Origin of the sequence: Xanthomonas sp. SI, assembly GCF_014236855.1 — a bacterium.
GTDB lineage: Bacteria > Pseudomonadota > Gammaproteobacteria > Xanthomonadales > Xanthomonadaceae > Xanthomonas_A.
The window spans coordinates 2,892,924-2,911,687 of record NZ_CP051261.1 but is presented as its reverse complement, the minus strand read 5'-3'; the positions used below and the strand labels follow the sequence as shown (position 1 = coordinate 2,911,687).

Sequence of the window (18,764 nt, the reverse complement as noted above, 5' to 3'; positions counted from 1 at the left end):
GCGTTCGGCCGCGCTGCCGCGATGACCGCCGAACTTGCCCAGCTCGCGCTGATCCTGGCCCTGCTGCTGGCGCTGGCGCAGGGCGTGCTGCCGCTGCTCGGCGCCTGGCGCGGCGATCGCGCATTGATGGCGGTGGCGCGGCCGGCGGCCTGCGCGCAGGCGCTGTTCGCCTGGCTGGCCTTCGCCCTGCTCGCGTATGCGCTGCTGCGCCTGGATTTCTCGGTGCGCTACGTGGCCGCCAACGCCAACCTGGCGCAGCCCTGGTACTACCGGCTGGCCGCGGTATGGGGCGCGCACGAAGGCTCGCTGCTGCTGTGGATCGCTATCCTCAATCTGTGGACGGTGCTGCTGGCACGCAGCAGCCGGCACCTGCCGGAGCCGTTCGCCGCGCGCGTGCTCGGCGTGCTCGGCCTGATCGCCGCCGGCTTCCTGGCGTTCGTGCTGTTCACCTCCAACCCGTTCGCGCGGCTGTCGCCGATGCCGCTGGACGGCAACGAACTCAACCCGGTGCTGCAGGATCCGGGCATGGTGTTCCACCCGCCGGTGCTCTACACCGGCTACGTCGGTTTCTCGGTGGCCTTCGCCTTCGCCATCGCCGCCCTGCTCGGCGGCGAACAGCAGCAGGCCTGGGTGCGCTGGGCACGGCCATGGACCAATGTCGCCTGGGGCTTCCTCACCGCCGGCATCGTCGCCGGCAGCTGGTGGGCCTATGCCGAGCTGGGCTGGGGCGGCTGGTGGTTCTGGGATCCGGTGGAGAACGCCAGCTTCATGCCGTGGCTGGTCGGCGCGGCGCTGATCCACACCCAGGCGGTCACCGAAAAACGCGGCGCGCTGGGTGCCTGGACCCTGCTGCTGTCGATCCTCGCCTTCTCGCTGTCGCTGCTGGGTACCTTCCTGGTGCGCTCGGGCGTGCTGACCTCGGTGCACGCCTTCGCCGCCGACCCGCGCCGCGGCCTGTACATCCTCGGCTTCCTGATCGTGGCGGTCGGCGGTGCGTTGCTGCTGTACGCGCTGCGCGCGCCGCGGCTGGCTGCCGGCAAGCCGTTCGCCGCCCTGTCGCGGGAAACCGCGATCCTGGTCGGCAACCTGATGCTGACCGTGGCCGCGGCGATGGTGCTGCTGGGGACGTTGTTCCCGCTGCTCGGCGATGCGCTGCGCTTGGGCAAGGTCTCGGTCGGCCCGCCCTACTTCGGCCTGCTGTTCCCGCTGCTGATGCTGCCGGTGGTGCTGCTGCTGCCGTTCGGCCCGTACCTACGCTGGGGCCGGACCGAACCCGGCGCGCTGCAGGCGGTGGCCGTGCGCGCGGTGCTGGCCGCACTGGCCTGCGCCCTGGTCGCCTTCGTGCTGACCGACGGCTCGGCCCGTGCCGTGGCCGGCGTCGCCGCCGCCACCTGGATCGGTGTCGGTACCGCCTTGTATACGTACAAGCGCCTGCGCGAAGCGCCGTGCGGGCGCCGTTTCCCGGCGGAGCTGGCCGGCATGTTGCTGGCCCATGCCGGCGTGGCGGTGTTCGTGGCCGGCGTGCTGCTGTCGGAAAGCCTGTCGATCGAGCGCGACGTGCGCCTGGCGCCTGGGCAGAGCGAACAGATCGGCGGCTATGCGTTCCGCTTCGACGGCGTGCGCATGATCGACGGCCCCAACTGGAAGGCCGAGCAAGGCACGCTGACGGTGAGCCGCGATGGCACGGCGGTGGCGGTGTTGCATCCGCAGAAACGCCTGTATTCCAGCGAGCGGATCCAGACCGAGGCGGCGATCGATGCCGGCGTCACCCGCGATCTGTACGTCGCGCTGGGCGAGCCGATGGACGACCAGCACATCGAGAACGCCTGGACCCTGCGCCTGTACTACAAACCCTTCATCCGCTGGATCTGGCTGGGCGGCCTGCTGATGATGCTCGGCGGCTTCGTCAGCGCCTGCGCGCGCCGGCTGCGTGCGCCGCATGCGGTCGCGCTCGACCCGGGCCTTGTCGCGCCTGCCGCCCCGGCAACAGCGGGCGTATCGCCATGAGCCGGCTGCTGCCCCTGCTCGGCTTCCTGCTGCTGGCCGCGTTGTTCGGCTTCGGCATCTACTGGAGCCGCGCGCACGACCCGCGCGAAGTGCCCTCGCCGCTGATCGGCAAGCCGGCGCCGGCGTTCTCGCTGCCGCGCCTGGACGATCCCGCGCAGCGCGCCGGCAGCGCCGAATTGCGCGGCCGGCCGTACCTGCTCAACGTGTTCGGCAGCTGGTGCCTGGCCTGCGGCGAAGAGCATCCTGTGCTGCTGGCGCACGCCAACGACCTCGGGGTCGCACTGATCGGCTACGCGTACAAGGACGACCCGCAAGACGCGCGTGCCTGGCTCGCGCAGCGCGGCAATCCTTATGCGCTGGTGGTGGTCGATGAGGACGGACAGCGCGCGATCGACTTCGGCGTCTACGGCGCCCCGGAAACCTTCCTGATCGATGCCCAGGGCGTGATCCGCTACAAGCATGTCGGCGTGCTGACTCCTGCGGTGATCGCCGAAGAACTGCGCCCGGCGATCGCCGCGCTGGACGGAGCGCAGCGATGAACGTGCCCTTTGCACTGACGCTACGCGGCCGGCCATGGACCAGACCGTGGCTGGCGTTGCTGGTTTTGCTGCTGCTCGCCCACGCGTTGCCGGCAGCGGCGCAGGCGGTGGATCCGCTGCCGTTCCAGGACCGGCAGCAGGAACTGCGCTTCCAGCGCCTGACCGCGCAATTGCGCTGCCTGGTCTGCCAGAACGAGAACCTCGCCGACTCCAACGCCACGCTGGCGCGCGACCTGCGCCACCAGGTGTTCGCGCAGTTGCAGGCCGGTCGCAGCGACGCGCAGATCAAGCAGTACATGGTCGATCGCTACTCGCAGTTCGTGCTCTACGACCCGCCGCTGGCGCCGGCGACCTGGCTGCTGTGGTTCGGTCCGCTGCTGTTCCTGCTCGGCGGCGCGGCCATGGTCGTGGTCACGCTGCGGCGCCGGGCCGGCGCCGCGGCGCACGCGCCGCCGGAACAGGAGCCGGAAGAACAATGGTGACCGCCGGCTTCTGCATCGCCGCCGTGCTGATGCTCGGTATCGCGCTGGGCGTGCTGCTGTGGCCGCTGCTGCGTCGGCGTCCGGGCGCGCGCAGGTTGCGGCTTGGCGCCGCGGCGCTGTTGGCCGTGGCGCTGCCGCTGGCCAGCGCCGGCCTGTATCTGCTGGTCGGCGATCCGGCCGCCCTTGCCGGCGTGCCCGTGCAGGCCGCGCCAGCGCCCGACCAGCGCGCGGCGCAGCGGGCGCTGCAGCAATGGCTGGACCAGGCCGCGGCGGCCGTGCAGGCAAAACGCAGTGCCGAAGCGCGCGACGCCTATGCGCAGGCGCTGCGGATCGATCCGGACAACAGCGACGCGCTGCTCGGCTGGGTCGAGGCGGACATGGCCGAGCAAGCCGATTTCGCCGTCGGCACGACCGCGCACGGCATGCTCGAGCGCGTGCTCGCGCAGCAACCGGACAACCAGCGCGCCCTGTGGATGCTCGGTATCGGCGAATTCCAGCAGCGCCGCTACGCCAACGCCGCGGCGCAGTGGCGACACCTGCAAGGCCTGCTGCCCGAGGCTTCCCCGCTGCGCGACGCGGTGGCGCAGAAAATCGCCGCCGCCGAAGCGATGGCCGCGACGCCCACGCCTGCGCCCTCCGCAGCGCGCTGAAGCGCCATTGCTTGCGCGACCTGTCGCACGGTCTCGGCATCCAGATGCCGCCCGCGCTACCCTTCGCCTTTCAACGAGAATGCGAACCGCACTGTGGAGCCCCCTATGCCGGTTTCCGCGACAAACCCGAACAGCCGCATCTATCGGATCAGGCCGACGGCAAGCAAGCTCGGCGCATGCGGCCTCGCGCTGACCGCGTTGCTCGCGAGCGCCATCTGGCCGCGCGACGCGACGGCGGAGGTCGCGATGACGCCGGGCGTCACCGGGCACCTGCTGGTCCCGGTGTTCGTCAACGGCAAGGGACCCTACAAGTTCATGCTCGACACCGGCGCCGACACCAGCGCGGTCTATGCCTGGTTCGCGGCGGAACAGCATCTCCCCTCCGGCAAGACCGCAACCATCAGCGGCGCGACCGGAGATGTGGAGGAAACGACGACGCGGGTAGAGTCGCTCTCCCTCGACGGCAGGGCGATCCAGCATCTCGATGTGGACACCATTCCCGACCGGACCGACGGCGTGAAGATCGCCGGAATCGTCGGCGCCGATTTGCTGATGGACCGCCTCACGGTGATGGATACCGGGTGCCAGACCGTTTCGCTGCTGCCGCGCGGCAAGAATGCAGCACGGCTCGCCGGACGCAGCGCGACCTTGATCGAGGCAGGTTCGATCAAAAACGGCAAGCAATTGACACTGCCGGTCACCGTCAACGGCGTGGCCGGCGTGGCGACGCTCGACAGCGGCGCCCGCTCGTCGATGATCAACACCACCTTCGCCAACGCCGCGCAGATCGATCCCGGCTCGGCAGCGTTCCGCGACGGGCCGCCCGCGCGTGGCGCCGTCCAGACCCCCATCCCTTCGCGTATCGGCCCGATTGGCACAGTGAGCTTTCCGGGATCGACCCAGCGCAACGTCGTGGCGCGCGTCGTCGACCTGCCGGTGTTCGACGATGCCGGGTACTCCAACGGGCACGCATTCAACATCGGCGTGGACATGCTCCAGGCCATGCACATCACGCTCGATTACAGTGCGCGCCGGGTATGGATTGGCCCGTCAAGCTGTGCTGCCAAGTCAGGCAGCCGCTGACTCCCCCTCAGGCCACGCTCTCGATCGATCTTTCAAAAACAGACCAATCCCACCTTCGCCGCGACGTGTCCCAACGCTGGCGCATCGGCCAATCGCCGAAAACCGGTCAGAGCACGGCCTTGATCTTGGCTTGCAGCGTCTCGGCGTTGAAAGGCTTCACGAGGTAGCCGTCCGCCCCCGCATCCTTGAGCGCGATGATGTCGTCCCGACTGTTGTCGGCGAGGACCATGATGAACGGCGTGCTTGCTATCGCGCGGTCCCTGCGGATCTCGCGCAGGAGCTGCAAGCCGGTCATCGGCTGCATGTTCCAGTCGCACAGGACCAGGCCGACCTTGTCCGCACGCAACGTGGCCAGCGCCGACGCGCCGTCGGCGGCCTCGGCCACGTCGTCATAGCCGAGCCGGTTCAACAGGTTCTGGATGACACGCCGCATCGTTCGGTAATCGTCGACGATCAGAATCTTCATCTATCGCGTCTCCGCAGTGGTCTGTCGCCGGCATCCACCGGCCATCGGGCGCATCCGGTGCGGGACTGCGTCGTGACGGGAACGCGGCAACGGCCGCCCTCCCTTGCGCTCCACATCGTTCGCTTGGCCCAATGGTGCCAGCAGTACGGGAAGGATTGCAGCGCCAGAACTTGCCACGAGGCCGTCATTTGCCTCGCGGTGCCGTGGCCTGGACTGCCACGTCTGCTACCTGTGACCACGGCATCAGGTACGCCAGGAATAGTCGACCACCGTCGCCGCCGATCGGCGGCGAGCTTCCTGGCCGACACTGCGGTCGCTACACGCGCTACCGGAGCATTGCGCAGCAAAGATAGGAATGCGTATCATTAACGTTTTCGGCAGGATTCATCGCCGCCACGCTCCCGCCTAGCCCGATGCCAAGCCGGTGCCTTTTCCCGACAGGCTCCCATGCATCCAGTTGCTCCCGCCCCTCTGTCCGATCCCCACGCCTCGCGCACGCCCGCTGCGTCGCGGCGTCCATTGCCGCCCTGGTTGGGCGTGCTGTCGCGCACCCTGGCGGCGATCTTCGGCGGCTATGCGCTGGCCGCGGCGACCTCCGCGCTGTTGCCGCTGCTGTGGCCGACCCTGCGTGCGCAGGCGGTGCTGAGCGGCATGATGCTGGGCATCCTGGTCTGCGCCTGCACCGCGTTATCGGCGTTCGCCACGCGCAGCGCCACCCGCGCGTGGCTGGGGATCGCCGCGCTGCTGGCGCCGATGGCCCTGGCCATCGCCTGGCTGCAGCGGCACGCGCCATGAAGCAGGGATTCCGCCAGTCGATGGCCTGGCTGCACACTTGGACCGGGCTGCTGGTCGGCTGGGTGCTGCTGCTGATCTTCATGGCCGGCACCGCCAGCTATTTCCGCGACGAGATCAGCCGCTGGATGCGCCCGGAACTGCCGCGTGCGCCGCTGAGCACGGATGCCGTCGCCGCGCGCGCGGTCGCGCTGCTGCAGCGCGAAGCGCCGCAGTCGCCGCAATGGACGGTGTCGCTGCCGGGCGCACGTTCCTCGTTCACGCAACTGTTCTGGCGCAATCCGCCGCCGGCCGACGGCAGCGCCCAGAGCCGCAATCAGATGTTCGGCGACGCGCTGCTGGATCCGCTCAGCGGCCAGCCCAGCGCCGCGCGCGACACCCGCGGCGGCGAGTTCTTCTATCGCCTGCACTTCGATCTGCACTACATCCCGGTGCTGTGGGCGCGCTACATCGTCGGCTTCTGCGCGATGTTCATGCTGGTGGCGATCATCAGCGGGGTCATCACCCACAAGAAGATCTTCAAGGACTTCTTCACCTTCCGCCCGGCCAAGGGCCAGCGCTCGTGGCTGGACTTCCACAACGTCAGCGCGGTGCTGGCCCTGCCCTACCACGCGATGATCACCTACACCGGGCTGGTCACGCTGATGCTGATGTACCTGCCGTGGGGCATCAAGGTCGCCTATCCGAATGCGGAAGACGCGTTCTATGCCGAAGCCTTTTCGCAGCCGGAAAACACCCGCGAAGCCAGCGGCCGGCCGGGCACGCGCCTGCCGATCGCGCGCCTGCTGGACGTGGCCCGCGCCGAATGGGGCGCGCAGGCGCCGATCGCCGGGTTCTCGCTGTACAACCCGGACGATGCCGCGGCGGTGATCGAGATCCGCCAGGGCGAGGGCCGGCGCCTGGCCTACGACCCGCCGTCGCTGCTGCTGGATGCCGGCAGCGGACAGGTCCTGGCGCGCAGCGGCAGCCCCGGCGCGGCCGCGCAGACCCGCAGCACGCTGTACGGCCTGCACCTGGCGCACTTCGCCGGATCGGGGTTGCGCTGGCTGTTCTTCGGTTCCGGCCTGCTCGGCTGCCTGATGGTGGCCAGCGGCGTGATCCTGTGGGCGGTCAAGGAACGGCCCAAGCACGCCAAGGCCGGCCGGATCGGCGTCGGCCTGCGCCTGGTCGATGCGCTGAACATCGGCACGGTGGCCGGCTTGCCGATCGCCTTCGCCGCCTACTTCTGGGGCAACCGGCTGATCCCGGTGCAGGTGGCCGAGCGCCCGGAGCAGGAAGCGGCTGCGTTCTTCCTGGCCTGGGCGGCGGCGCTGCTCGCCGCCTTCGCCTGGCCGAAGCGTGCGATGTGGGCCTGGCAGCTGTACCTGGGTGCCGCCCTGTTCGCGCTGCTGCCGCTGCTCAACGTAGCGACCAGCGACGCGCACCTGGGCAACAGCCTCCCGGCGCGGGATTGGGCGCTGGCCGGAGTGGATTTGGTGTGCTTCGGGCTGGGCTGCGTGCTGGCGCTGGCCGCACGGCGCATGCAGCGCTGGCAACCGCCGCTGTCGGCGGCCGAACGCCGCGCACGCGAACGCGCGGCGGCGCAGCCGGTTACCACCGCGGCGCTGGAGACGCCATGAACCTGCTCGGCCTGGGCCTGGCCTTTTCCGGCTTCGTCGCGCTGTGCCTGGCGATGGAGAAACACCAGCTGGAACTGTACGGCGCGCAGCGCGCCGCGCCGGCGCGGATGCGCCAGCTGCGCGTCGCCGGCTGGCTGCTGCTGGCCGCGGCGTTCGCCTGCTGCGTGACAGCGCGGGGCTGGACCATCGGCGCGGTGCTGTGGCTGGGCACGCTCAGCGCCAGCGCCGCGCTGCTGACCTATGGCCTGCTGCCGTACCGGCCGCGCGCCATCGTGCCGCTGGCGCTGGCCGCGCCGCCGTTGGGGCTAGCTGCGGCGCTGCTGTCCTGAGCCGCGCCGGCGCGGTTCAGTTGGCCGCGCTGGCCGACGGCGGGCGCAATTCCGTGGCCACGCGGGCGCCGCCGATCACCAGCAGCAGGCCCGCCGCCAGGGTGATCGCCAGGTACAGCGGCACCATGCCGCCGCGCCCGTTGCGCAGGAACACCAGGCTCTCCATCATCAGCGAGGAAAACGTGGTCAGCCCGCCGAGCAGGCCGACGATCAGCAGCGCCCGCCAGTACGGCGCGCTGGCGCCCTTGCCTTCGATCCAGACCAGCAGGAAACCGCCGAAGAACGCGCCGACCAGGTTCACCGTCAGCGTGCCCCACGGAAAACCGGCCCCGTAGCGCTGCAGCAAGGCGCTGCCGACGGCGAAGCGCAGCCCGGAGCCGACCGCGCCGCCGGCCATCGCCAGCAGCAACTGCTGCCACCACACGGCGAAGTTCATGCGCGGCCCCGCTGCGCGGCGGCGCGGTGGCGTGGGAAAACGAAGTGCGGCATCGTGGTCTCCAGATCGGGCGATGCCGGGGCGCAAGCCTGCCGCCCCGGCGGGGGTTGGGCAGGCATCATCAGCGCGCAGGGACTGCGGGCGGTTCGAGGAGGAATGCCATCTCCTTGCTGCCGATTATGAGCGCGTCGGCTTGGCCTTGTCAGCCCGCGCCTGTTCGCGCGCGGCGCGCAGCCGGTCGAGCTTGTCCTTGAGCTTGATCTCCAGGCCGCGCTCCACCGGCCGGTAGTACACGCGCTCGCCCATCGCATCCGGAAACCCGGTCTGGTCCAGGGCGATGCCGCCCTCGGCGTCGTGGTCGTACTGGTAATGCTCGCCGTAGCCGAGGTTCTTCATCAGCTTGGTCGGCGCGTTGCGCAGATGCAGCGGCACTTCCTCGGTGCCGCTCTCGCGCACTTCGGCCTTTGCCTGGTTGAACGCGGCGTAGCCGGCGTTGGACTTGGCGGTGCTGGCCAGGTACAGCACCAGTTGCGCGAAGGCCAGCTCGCCTTCCGGGCTGCCCAGCCGCTCGTAGATGTCCCAGGCTTCCAGCGCCATCTGCTGGGCGCGCGGATCGGCCAGGCCGATGTCCTCGATCGCCATGCGGGTCAGGCGCCGCGCCAGGTAGGCCGGATCGCAGCCGCCGTCGAGCATGCGCGTCAGCCAGTACAGCGCCGCATCCGGGTTGGAGCTGCGCACCGACTTGTGCAGCGCCGAGATCTGGTCGTAGAACTGCTCGCCGCCCTTGTCGAAGCGGCGGGTGCGGTCGGCCAGCACCTGCAGCAGGGTCTGCGGGGTGATCTCGCCGTCCTCGCCCTGGGCCAGCTCGGCGGCGATCTCCAGCAGGGTCAGCGCGCGCCGCACGTCGCCGTCGGCGGCGCTGGCGATCTCCAGCAGCGCCGCGTCCGAGACCCGGATCGCCTCCTCGCCCAGGCCGCGCTCGCTGTCGTGCAGCGCACGCTGCAGCGCTTCGACGATGTCCTGCGGCGACACCGATTCCAGCACGTGCACGCGACAGCGCGACAGCAGCGCCGAGTTCAGCTCGAACGACGGGTTCTCGGTGGTGGCGCCGACGAACAGGATGGTGCCGCGCTCGATGTGCGGCAGGAACGCGTCCTGCTGCGCCTTGTTGAAACGGTGCACCTCGTCCACGAACAACACCGTGCGGCGCCCGTCGGCGAAGCGCTGCGCGGCCTCGGCCAGCACCAGCCGCACCTCCGGCAGGCCGGACAGCACCGCCGAGATCGCCTTGAATTCGGCCTCGGCGTAATGCGCCAACAGCAGCGCCAGGGTGGTCTTGCCGCAGCCCGGCGGCCCCCACAGGATCATCGAATGCACGCGCCCGGACTCGACCGCGCGGCGCAGCGCGCTGGCCGGCGCCAGCAGGCGTTTCTGCCCGACCATCTCGTCGAGCGTGCGCGGACGCATGCGCTCGGCCAGCGGGCGCATCGCATCGCGATCGACGCTCAGCAGGTCGGGGGTATCGGGGGCGAGGAGTCTGCGCTTGGCCACCTGCGCATTCTATCGCCGGCGTGTGCAGGCCGCGCGTTGCCGGTGGCGCCGGCAGCGCAAATCGGCACCGCGCTGTCGCTACAATCCGTTGCGTTCCCCTGCCCTGCGAGTGTCCCGATGAGCCACCACCGCACGCTGGATGCCTTCACCCACGCGCACGACTTCCTCGGCGATCGCCACGAGCGCAACGCGCGCCGGACCTGGGCGGTGGTCGCGCTGACCGCGGTGATGATGGTCGTGGAAATCGTCGCCGGCTGGTGGACCGGCTCGATGGCGCTGCTCGCCGACGGCATGCACATGGCCACCCACGCCGGGGCGCTGTCGATCGCCGGCTTCGCCTACTGGTTCGCGCGCCGCCACCGGCACGATCCGCGCTTCAGCTTCGGCACCGGCAAAGTCGGCGACCTGGCCGGGTTCTGCAGCGCGCTGATCCTGGCCCTGATCGCGCTCGGCATCGGCGTGGAGTCGGCGCTGCGCCTGGCGCAGCCGGTGCGGATCGCCTACGACGAGGCGATCTGGATCGCCTCCCTGGGCCTGCTGGTGAACCTGGTCAGCGCGTGGATGCTCGGCGCCGACCATCACCATGGTCACGACCATGGCCATGGGCACGCGCATGACGATTCCAGCCACGGTCATGCAGCCGCCGTGCAGTGCCACGCACACCACGACCACGACCACGACCACGACCACGACCACGACGATCATGCCCACGGGCACGCTCATGTCCATGCCCTCGCGCCCGAGCGCACGCATGCCGCCGCGGACCACGCCGCGCACGCGCATACCGACAACAACCTGCGCTCGGCCTACGTGCACATGCTGGCCGACGCGCTGACCTCGGTGCTGGCGATCGTGGCCCTGCTGCTGGCCAAGACCCTGGGCTGGCTATGGATGGACGCGCTGATGGGCATCGTCGGCGCCGTCGTCATCGCGCGCTGGTCGCTGGGCTTGCTGCGCGATACCGGCGCGGTGCTGCTCGACGCGTCGGCGCCGGCCGCGTTGCAGGCGCAGATCAAAGCACGCCTGGAACAGGACGACGAGCGCATCGCCGACCTGCACGTGTGGCGGATCGGCCCCGGCCAGCATGCGGCGATCGTGTCGCTGGTGACCCACCGGCCGCGGCCGGCGGCGTTCTACCACGCGCGCCTGGAGGGCGTGGCGACGCTGGGGCACGTCAGCATCGAAGTGCAGACCTGCCCTGATTGAGCCGGCCCGGCTGAGCCGGCCCGGCGTGGCCGCGGCCGGCGTTCGGCGCCTCAGCGGTCGCCGACCACGTCAACGTCCTTGTCCGGCACGTAGCGGAAGGTGCCCGCGGCGAAGGCCGGGTTGCGCTTCCAGTCGCTGAAGCTGATCTCGGTGCGCTGGCCGACCGCATCGACCACCTCCATCCGCGCCAGGCCGCCGCCATCGAAGCCGAGCTTGGCGATCTGGAAGCTGGCCTCGGTGTCCACCTTCGGCGTCATCGACAGCCACTGCAGGCCGTCGCGCGCCACCGCTTCCTCGCTGACGTCGTACTGGCGGTCCAGCTTGCCCGGGTCGATCAGCGCGGTCAGCGGGCTGTTCTGCTCCTCGGCGCCCTGGGTGCGCACCGTGGCCTGTTTCAGGTCCGGATCGTAGACCCAGACCTTGGCGCCGTCGGCGACGATCAGCTGCGTGTAGGGCTTGCGGTATTCCCAGCGGAACAGGCGCGGCGCCGACAGCGCGACGCGGCCGCTGGCGGTTTCCTTCAGCGCGCCCTTGCCGTCGTAGACCTTCTGCGCGAACTGGCCGTCCAGGCCCTTGAGCCCGCGGGTGAAGGTGTTCAGGTCGTCGCGCGCGCCGGCGAAGGCGCTGCCGGCCAGCAGCGCGCTGGCGAGGACGGTATAGCGGAGTGTGCGAAGCATGCGGATGGAGTTCCGGATGGAGTGTGGGAAGTGTGCCGCGAACAAGCTGAATAGGCGATCAGACGGTGAGGCGCTCAGTGCCCGGTCTGCATGCGGCCGAGGTCGCCGTACAGGATCTGGCTGCGGAAGCCGCGCCGCACCTGCTGGTACAGCTCGCGGAACGCGGCGTAGTCCTGCGGCTGGCACAGCGCCTCAGGGCCATGCACCGCGCGCCGGTGCAGCGTGTGCGTGGCGACCACGGTCTGCCCGTCGCGTACCCAGGTCGCGGCGTATTCGCCGGCGGCGTTGCGGAAATGGGTGTCGGCCGGAATGGCGATGATCGGCACGCTGTCCGGGAAGGTCAGCCGGTAGGTCTCGCTGCGCGCGTTGTCGTTGCAGTAGAACGGGGTCAGGTTGCGCTCGGCCGAGGTGGTCGCATACACCCCGCGCACCGAATCGGCGCCGGGCATCTGCGGCAGGGTCATGCCGCCGACCACGCCGAAGTCGACGTAGTCGCTGGCGCGGAACTTGTAGGCGTAACCGAACGGCCGGCTCAGGTCCTGCGGCGCGCCCTGCAGCTCCAGTTCGCCGCTGCCGTCGAAGCCGGACGCGGCCAGGATCGATTCCTCGATGCGGGTACGGTTCTGCGTATTGAGCTGCACGAACATGGTGCGCAGGCCGATCTCGCCGATCTGGCCGCTGTCCAGCCTGGTGGTGCCGCTCAGGCTGCCGTCGGCGGCGAAGCGGTAGTCGGCCTCGGCCTGGTACAGGTTCACCCGCGCGTCGTTGGCCGGAGTCCGCGCCACGCTGCCGTCCACGGTGTGCAGCACCGGCACGCCGAGATCGCCGGCCGGCAGCTGGCCGAAGCGCGCGTAGGGATTGGTCGAGTCCACGTACAGCTTGAACTCGGGCAGATAGGTGATGGCGTGGTTGAAGCGGCCGAGCACCGGCACCTCGGGCAGGGTCGGCCCGCCTTCGGCGCCGATCAGCACCGGCGTGCTGGCGATGCCCTTTGCCGCCAGCAGCGCCTCCAGCACCACGGTGTGGTCCTTGCAGTCGCCGTAGTGGTTGTCGAGGATGCTGTCGGCGCTGTTCGGCTCCAGCCCGCCATTGCCCAGGTACACCGCCACGTAGCGGATGTTGCGCGCCACCCACTCGTACAGCGCGGCGGCCTGCGCGCGGCGCTCGCCGATACCGGCGGTGATCTGCTCGGCGCGCGCGCGCACCTTCGGCGTGACCTGCGCGGCCACGCCGCTGCTGCGCTGGTAGGCCTCGCCCATCTGCGACCAGCGGCGGAAGCTGCTGGCCATGATGGTCGGGCTGAATTCCCAGGTCGCCGCCGCCCAGTTCTGGCTCTTCATCGGCTCGCGGCGCTGGTAGCGCCACTCCCAGCGCGCCTGCGCGCCGTCGATCTTCGGCTTGTCGGCACCGTCCACGCCGCGCGTGGACACGTGCATCGGCATGCGCCGCGGCGCGACCAGGGTCACCGTGGCGTCGTCGTACTGGGAGAACACGCTGAAGGTCTCCCACAGGCTGAAGTAGCCGGGGAAATACGGCACCGTCTGGGTGCGGCGCACCCGGTACACCAGGCGCGTGCCCGGCATCAGGTTGGGGAACACCACCACCTTGACCTTGCGGTCGGCGTACATCGCCGCCGAGGCGCTGGAATAGCTTTCCTGGGTGTAGATCTTGTCGGCCGGCACGTCGTGGCGCAGCCCGTCCGGGGTGATCGCGTAGGCGGCCAGCACCTCCAGGGTCTCCAGCTTCTCGCTGTAGCTCAGCCGCACCTGGCTGAACTTGTCCACGCCGGCCTTGGTCTTCAGCAGCAGCTCGTACTCGTCGGTCTCCACGCTGCTGGCGTCGTCGCGCACCTCGTAGTCGGCGCGGTAGCGCACGTAGCTGTAGTTGTTGGCGACTTCGGGCGTGGCCGCGGCCGGGCTGGCCGCCGCGGCTGGTGGCGGCGCGGCGGCAGCGGACCCGGCCACGGCCAGGACGGCGCACAGCAACAGGCGCAGGGTGCAGGCGGTTCGGGACATCGGCAACGGCAGCGAGCGGGAACGGCCGCCAGCATCGCATGCGGCGCTGCGCCGGACGGTGCCGGTGGCCGTGAACCGGGATGCGGGCCGCGTCGCGCGTCTCACTTCGGCGGCGGCGGCGCCAGCACGCTGCGGTCGCCGTTGTGTTCGGGCGGGCTGACCACGCCGGCCGCTTCCATCGCCTCGATCAGCCGCGCGGCGCGGTTGTAGCCGATCTTCAGCCGCCGCTGCACGCCGGAGATCGACGCGCGGCGGGTCTCGGTGACGATGCGCAAGGCTTCGTCGTACAGCGGATCGGACTCGTCCCCGCCGCCGCCGCCGCTCTCCGGCAGGCCGGTGGCGCCGACCACGGTGCCATCGCCCATGGTCTGCACCTCGTCCAGTACGCCCTCGATGTAGTCGGCCGGGCCGCTGGCCTTGAGGTGCTCGACCACGCGATGCACTTCCTCGTCGCTGACGAAGGCGCCGTGCACGCGGTCGGGCATCGCCGTGCCCGGCGGCAGGTACAGCATGTCGCCGTGGCCGAGCAGGGTCTCGGCGCCGGACTGGTCGAGGATGGTGCGCGAATCGATCTTGGAACTGACCTGGAACGCGATGCGGGTCGGGATGTTGGCCTTGATCAGGCCGGTGATCACGTCCACCGACGGGCGCTGGGTGGCCAGGATCAGGTGGATGCCGGCCGCACGCGCTTTCTGCGCCAGGCGCGCGATCAGCTCTTCGACCTTCTTGCCGACGATCATCATCATGTCGGCGAATTCGTCGATGAAGATGACGATGAACGGCAGCGTGTCCAGCGGCCGCGGTGCCTCGGCCAGGTCCGGGTTGGGCTTGAACAGCGGGTCCATCATCGGCTGCCCGGCGTCCTGCGCGTCCTTGACCTTCTTGTTGAAGCCGGCCAGGTTGCGCACCCCGACCGTGCTCATCAGCTTGTAGCGGCGTTCCATTTCCGCCACGCACCAGCGCAGGCCGTTGGCGGCCTCCTTCATGTCGGTGACCACCGGCGCCAGCAGGTGCGGGATGCCCTGGTAGACGCTCAGCTCGAGCATCTTCGGGTCGATCATCAGCATCCGCAGTTCCTTGGCCGAGGCCTTGTACAGCAGGCTCAACACCATCGCGTTGACCGCCACCGACTTGCCCGAGCCGGTGGTGCCGGCGACCAGCAGGTGCGGCATGCGCGCCAGGTCGGCCACGGTCGGGCGGCCGGCGATATCCTTGCCCAGCGCCAGGGTCAGCGGGCTGGCCGACTTGTCGTATTCCTTGGAGCGCAGCAGCTCGCTGAGATAGATCATCTCGCGGCTGACGTTGGGGATCTCCAGGCCGACCACCGACTTGCCCGGGATCACGTCGACCACGCGCACCGACTTCACCGACAGGCCGCGCGCGATGTCCTTGTCCAGCGAGCTGATCTGGCTGACCTTGACCCCCGGCGCCGGCTCGATCTCGAAGCGGGTGATCACCGGGCCCGGATAGGCGCCGACCACCTGCGCCTCGATGCGGAAGTCCTTGAGCTTGAACTCGATCTGCCGCGACAGGGTCTCCAGGGTTTCCTCGGAATAGCCCTTGGTCTGCGGCTTGGGATCGTCGAGCAGGGCCAGCGGCGGGATGCCGGACTGGTCGCCGCCGGTGCCGTGGAACAGCGGGATCTGCTGCTCGCGCTTGGCCCGCTCGCTCTTCTCCACCACCGGCGCCGGCGGCGGCTCGATTTTGACCGGCTCGCGCTTGGCGCGCTGCACCGCATCGACCTTGCGCACTTCCTCGCGTTCCTCGCGCATGGCGCGGGTCTGCTGCCATTCGTTGGCCTGCTGGCTGCCGCGCCGCGCCAGCGTCGGCAGGGTCATCACCGCGCGGCCGATGCGCTCCATCACCGCGAACCAGGACAGGCCGGTGGCCAGGGTGATCGATACCAGCAGCAGCACCAGCACGAACAGGTTGCTGCCCAGCGCGCCGAAGCCGGCGGTCAGCGAACTGCCGACCAGCTTGCCGAGGATGCCGCCGGCGCCGGCCACGTCGCCGCTGAACAGGCGCAGGTGCAGCAGCCCGGTGCCTGCGATCAGGAAGCCGACGATGCCGACCAGGCGCAGCGCCGGGCCCAGGTCGGCCTCGCCGTCGCCATCGCTGTCCATGCCGAACAGCGCGATCCAGGACACCGCGCCGATCACCACCGGCAGCAGGAACGCCACGTAGCCGAACAGCTGCAGCAGCACGTCGGCGATCCAGGCGCCGAACTTGCCGCCCATGTTGTGCACCGGCGCGATGACGCTGCCGGTATGCGACCAGCCCGGATCGGTCGCCGAATAGGTGGCCAGGCTGGCCAGCAGGTACAGCAGCAGCGGCGCGATCGCGATCAGCGCCAGGTCGCGCCACAGCTTCTGCCGGCGCGGATTGGCCGCGGCGGCCTGCTTGCGTGCGGCCGCGTTGGCGCCCTGGGATTTGCCGCGTTCCGGAACCTGCTTCGCCACGCTATGACCAGACCTTAGAAATACACCGTTAGTGTTTGATAATAAACGAATCGGATTGGCATTTCAGCAGTCGGCACCGGATCGGCAGGCGAAGCCTGAAGCGTCCAGGGCCCGCTCCTGCCGCGACGCGGCGGCATGGACAACGCGGCTTGCGCAAGGCGGCACGCTGAGCGCAGGCCGCAGCGTTCTCGCCACGCGGCTTGATTCATCCCAGGCCGGCCGCCACTCTATGCGACTAAGCCGGAAGCCGCGCAATGCCGCGAATCCGCCGCCATTTCCACCTCTTCGCGAGTATACATGAGCTCTTCTGTCGCCAATTCCGCCAAGCATTCCCGCCTGCTGATCCTGGGTTCGGGCCCGGCCGGCTGGACCGCCGCGGTCTACGCCGCGCGCGCCAATCTCAAGCCGGTGGTCATCACCGGCCTGCAGCAGGGCGGCCAGCTGATGACCACCACCGAGGTCGACAACTGGCCCGGCGACGCCCATGGCCTGCAAGGCCCCGACCTGATGTCGCGGATGCAGGCGCATGCCGAACGCTTCGACACCGAGGTGATCTTCGACCACATCCATACCGCCGACCTGTCGCAGCGCCCGTTCAAGCTCAGCGGCGACAGCGCCGAGTACACCTGCGACGCGCTGGTCATCGCCACCGGCGCCACCGCCAAGTACCTGGGCATCCCTTCGGAAGAAGCGTTCAAGGGCCGCGGCGTGTCCGCCTGCGCCACCTGCGACGGTTTCTTCTACAAGGACCAGGACGTGGTCGTGGTCGGCGGCGGCAACACCGCCGTGGAAGAGGCGCTGTACCTGTCCAACATCGCCCGCAAGGTCTACCTGGTGCACCGCCGCGACACCTTGCGCGCCGAGAAGATCATGCAGGACAAGCTGTTCGCCAAGGTCGCGGCGGGCAAGATCGAGACTGTCTGGCACCACGCCATCGACGAAGTGCTGGGCAACGAGGCCGGCGTCACCGGGGTGCGGGTCAAGTCCACCCAGGACGGCAGTACCCGCGAGATCGAAGCGCACGGGTTCTTCGTGGCCATCGGCCATCACCCGAACACGCAGCTGTTCGACGGCCAGCTGGCGATGAACAACGGCTACCTGGAGATCCGCTCCGGCCTCGGCGGCGCGGCCACCGAGACCTCGGTGCCGGGCGTGTTCGCCGCCGGCGACGTCGCCGACCAGCACTACCGCCAGGCGATCACCTCGGCCGGCTTCGGCTGCATGGCCGCGCTGGATGCCGAGCGCTATCTGGACAAGGGTGCCTGAGCGCGCAGCCACACGCCCGCTGATGCCATCCGCAACGCACAAGCGCAGGCTGGCATGAGCGGCGTGCGCTGGCTGCACCGGCTCGACGAGGTCGCCGCCGCCGACTGGGACGCCCTGCACGACGGCCGCAACCCGTTCGTCGCGCACGCGTTCCTGGCCGGCCTTGAACGGCACGGCTGCCTGCGCCCGGACTGGGGCTGGAATCCGCTGCATCTGACCCTGTGGGACGGCGACACGCTGGTCGCCGCCGCGCCGGGCTACCTGAAGACCAACTCGCATGGCGAATTCGTGTTCGACCATGCCTGGGCGCATGCCTATGCGCGCTACGGCCAGGACTACTTCCCGAAATGGCTGTGCGCGGTGCCGTATTCGCCGGTGACCGGGCCGCGCCTGCTGGCGCGCGACAGCGCCGGGCGCCAGGCGCTGCTGGCCGCGATGCAGGCGCTGACCGAGGCCAGCGGCCTGTCCTCGGCGCACGTGAACTTCCACAGCGCGGACGATGACGCCGCATTCGGCGACGACTGGCTGGCGCGCTGCGACGTGCAGTACCAGTGGCACAACGAGGCCGGCTGGGCGGATTTCGATGCCTATCTGGCGGCGATGGACCACAAGCGGCGCAAGAACATCCGCCAGGAGCGGGCCAAGGTGCAACGCGCCGGCATCGGCTTCCGCGTCGTGCACGGCGACGAGGCCAGCGCCGCCGACCTGCAGGCGATGTATGGGTTCTACCTACGCACCTTCGACGACTACGGCAACTCGCCGGCGCTGACGCTGGAGTTCTTCTCGCATCTTGCGCGAGAAATGCCGCGTAACTTTCTGATATTCCTGGCAATGATGGATGAAACGCCCGTGGCCGGGGCGCTATGCCTGCGCGGCGGCGACACCTTGTACGGCCGCTACTGGGGTGGCGACACCCTGCCCGGCCTGCACTTCGAGACCTGCTATTACCAGGGCATCGACTACTGCCTGCGCGAAGGCCTGACCCGCTTCGAACCCGGCGCGCAGGGCGAGCACAAGATCGCACGCGGCTTCCTGCCGCGTCTGGTGCGCAGCCGCCACTGGATCGCCGACCCCGGCTTCCGCGCGCCGCTGGCCGACTGGTGCGCGGAGGAAGCGGCCGCGGTGCGCCAGCATGCGGCGACCCTGCTGCGGCACTCGCCGTTCCGCCAGGACTGAGCCGCCCGCCC

Annotated in this window: 17 protein-coding genes and 1 riboswitch; of the genes, 11 read left to right on the top strand and 6 right to left on the bottom strand. The window is 69.8% G+C overall.

Going from position 1 to position 18,764, the window contains the following annotated elements; all coding sequences use genetic code 11:
• Window positions 1-21: 21 nt before the first annotated feature.
• From HEP75_RS12100 to HEP75_RS12080, 5 genes are all read left to right on the top strand, one after another.
• Window positions 22-2,007, top strand: a complete 1,986-nt coding sequence (locus HEP75_RS12100) for a heme lyase CcmF/NrfE family subunit (RefSeq protein ID WP_345776763.1) — start codon at window positions 22-24, stop codon at window positions 2,005-2,007.
• Window positions 2,004-2,546 (top strand): DsbE family thiol:disulfide interchange protein, encoded by a 543-nt coding sequence (locus HEP75_RS12095; RefSeq protein ID WP_185816409.1) that lies wholly within the window; start codon window positions 2,004-2,006, stop codon window positions 2,544-2,546. Before HEP75_RS12100 ends, HEP75_RS12095 begins: the two co-directional genes overlap by 4 nt.
• The gene (locus HEP75_RS12090; RefSeq protein ID WP_185823693.1) at window positions 2,543-3,028 is read left to right on the top strand and encodes a cytochrome c-type biogenesis protein; all 486 of its coding nucleotides are present in this window, start codon (window positions 2,543-2,545) and stop codon (window positions 3,026-3,028) included. The genes HEP75_RS12095 and HEP75_RS12090 overlap by 4 nt, the downstream gene beginning before the upstream one ends.
• Window positions 3,022-3,678 carry a cytochrome C biogenesis protein gene (locus HEP75_RS12085; RefSeq protein ID WP_185823692.1) on the top strand — a complete coding sequence of 219 codons (657 nt, stop codon included), beginning with the start codon at window positions 3,022-3,024 and terminating at the stop codon, window positions 3,676-3,678. Before HEP75_RS12090 ends, HEP75_RS12085 begins: the two co-directional genes overlap by 7 nt.
• Before the next feature lie 105 nt (window positions 3,679-3,783).
• Window positions 3,784-4,761: a retroviral-like aspartic protease family protein gene (locus tag HEP75_RS12080; protein WP_185823691.1), complete on the top strand. Its 978-nt coding sequence runs from the start codon at window positions 3,784-3,786 to the stop codon at window positions 4,759-4,761.
• Between the two features lie 106 nt (window positions 4,762-4,867).
• Here HEP75_RS12080 and HEP75_RS12075 read toward each other — a convergent pair whose 3' ends face one another.
• The gene (locus HEP75_RS12075) at window positions 4,868-5,227 is read right to left on the bottom strand and encodes a response regulator (RefSeq protein WP_185823690.1); all 360 of its coding nucleotides are present in this window, start codon (window positions 5,225-5,227) and stop codon (window positions 4,868-4,870) included.
• Between the two features lie 447 nt (window positions 5,228-5,674).
• On the opposite strand from HEP75_RS12075, the gene HEP75_RS12070 reads away from it, so the two are divergent.
• Genes HEP75_RS12070 through HEP75_RS12060 form a run of 3 tightly spaced genes read left to right on the top strand, consistent with a single transcriptional unit; the run spans window position 5,675 to window position 7,967 of the window.
• On the top strand, window positions 5,675-6,022 hold the full coding sequence (locus HEP75_RS12070) for a DUF3649 domain-containing protein (protein ID WP_185823689.1): 348 nt from the start codon (window positions 5,675-5,677) through the stop codon (window positions 6,020-6,022).
• A complete protein-coding gene (locus HEP75_RS12065; protein ID WP_185823688.1) occupies window positions 6,019-7,638 on the top strand; it encodes a PepSY-associated TM helix domain-containing protein in 1,620 nt (539 codons plus the stop codon). Before HEP75_RS12070 ends, HEP75_RS12065 begins: the two co-directional genes overlap by 4 nt.
• Complete coding sequence (locus tag HEP75_RS12060) at window positions 7,635-7,967, top strand: DUF3325 domain-containing protein (protein WP_185820122.1); 333 nt, start codon at window positions 7,635-7,637, stop codon at window positions 7,965-7,967. The genes HEP75_RS12065 and HEP75_RS12060 overlap by 4 nt, the downstream gene beginning before the upstream one ends.
• 16 nt (window positions 7,968-7,983) lie before the next feature.
• Here HEP75_RS12060 and crcB read toward each other — a convergent pair whose 3' ends face one another.
• On the bottom strand, window positions 7,984-8,403 hold the full coding sequence (crcB, locus tag HEP75_RS12055; RefSeq protein WP_185823687.1) for a fluoride efflux transporter CrcB: 420 nt from the start codon (window positions 8,401-8,403) through the stop codon (window positions 7,984-7,986).
• Window positions 8,404-8,508: 105 nt separating this feature from the next.
• A riboswitch (Fluoride riboswitch) is annotated at window positions 8,509-8,579 on the bottom strand.
• Window position 8,580: 1 nt separating this feature from the next.
• Window positions 8,581-9,891: a replication-associated recombination protein A gene (locus tag HEP75_RS12050; RefSeq protein ID WP_185823396.1), complete on the bottom strand. Its 1,311-nt coding sequence runs from the start codon at window positions 9,889-9,891 to the stop codon at window positions 8,581-8,583.
• Between the two features lie 180 nt (window positions 9,892-10,071).
• Here HEP75_RS12050 and dmeF point away from each other — a divergent pair, with 180 nt between their 5' ends.
• Entirely contained in the window at window positions 10,072-11,160 is a 1,089-nt protein-coding gene (gene dmeF, locus HEP75_RS12045) for a CDF family Co(II)/Ni(II) efflux transporter DmeF (protein WP_185823686.1), read from the top strand.
• 50 nt (window positions 11,161-11,210) lie between these two features.
• Here dmeF and lolA read toward each other — a convergent pair whose 3' ends face one another.
• The 3 genes from lolA to HEP75_RS12030 all read right to left on the bottom strand — a co-directional run bounded on the left by lolA (window position 11,211) and on the right by HEP75_RS12030 (window position 16,311).
• Window positions 11,211-11,837 carry an outer membrane lipoprotein chaperone LolA gene (lolA, locus tag HEP75_RS12040; RefSeq protein WP_185816419.1) on the bottom strand — a complete coding sequence of 209 codons (627 nt, stop codon included), beginning with the start codon at window positions 11,835-11,837 and terminating at the stop codon, window positions 11,211-11,213.
• 74 nt (window positions 11,838-11,911) lie between these two features.
• A complete protein-coding gene (locus HEP75_RS12035) occupies window positions 11,912-13,852 on the bottom strand; it encodes a DUF3857 domain-containing protein (RefSeq protein WP_255423839.1) in 1,941 nt (646 codons plus the stop codon).
• A gap of 101 nt (window positions 13,853-13,953) precedes the next feature.
• Window positions 13,954-16,311, bottom strand: a complete 2,358-nt coding sequence (locus HEP75_RS12030) for a DNA translocase FtsK (RefSeq protein WP_185823685.1) — start codon at window positions 16,309-16,311, stop codon at window positions 13,954-13,956.
• Between the two features lie 297 nt (window positions 16,312-16,608).
• Here HEP75_RS12030 and trxB point away from each other — a divergent pair, with 297 nt between their 5' ends.
• Entirely contained in the window at window positions 16,609-17,577 is a 969-nt protein-coding gene (gene trxB / locus HEP75_RS12025; protein ID WP_185816421.1) for a thioredoxin-disulfide reductase, read from the top strand.
• A gap of 54 nt (window positions 17,578-17,631) precedes the next feature.
• Window positions 17,632-18,753 (top strand): GNAT family N-acetyltransferase, encoded by a 1,122-nt coding sequence (locus HEP75_RS12020; RefSeq protein WP_185823684.1) that lies wholly within the window; start codon window positions 17,632-17,634, stop codon window positions 18,751-18,753.
• Window positions 18,754-18,764 lie beyond the last annotated feature (11 nt).